The organism is Alicyclobacillus suci (assembly GCF_017329615.1).
GTDB classification, from domain to species: Bacteria; Bacillota; Bacilli; order Alicyclobacillales; family Alicyclobacillaceae; genus Alicyclobacillus; species Alicyclobacillus suci.
This window is the reverse complement of record NZ_JAFMTW010000251.1, coordinates 1-251: the sequence shown is the minus strand read 5'-3', so window position 1 is coordinate 251 and position 251 is coordinate 1. Positions and strand designations below refer to the sequence as shown.

The 251-nt window shown below is 47.0% G+C and carries 1 protein-coding gene; it reads right to left on the bottom strand.

Annotated elements, in window-relative coordinates:
* Nucleotides 1–38: 38 nt before the first annotated feature.
* The coding region (locus J3482_RS20610; RefSeq protein WP_206923143.1) for a hypothetical protein at nt 39–251 on the bottom strand (213 nt) is incomplete at its 5' end.

Sequence of the window (251 nt, the reverse complement as noted above, 5' to 3'; positions counted from 1 at the left end):
TTATAATACCACATCAAATCATTTTCACTTACATCCAATCAAAGAAAACGTACAAAGGCGGAGCATTCACGCAGTTTCAACAGATTTGAGGTTGCCAACGGCTCGTCAGGCCGCCCGACATACGATAGGATAGTAGCGTACGAAAGGAGTATCGCGATGTCTGCCAAGACAACAGCTACACCCGCCAACACTGGATTTGGGATATTTTGGCGCTCAATCTGATTTTCCGGGGTGTCTGGCTGCTCTACATG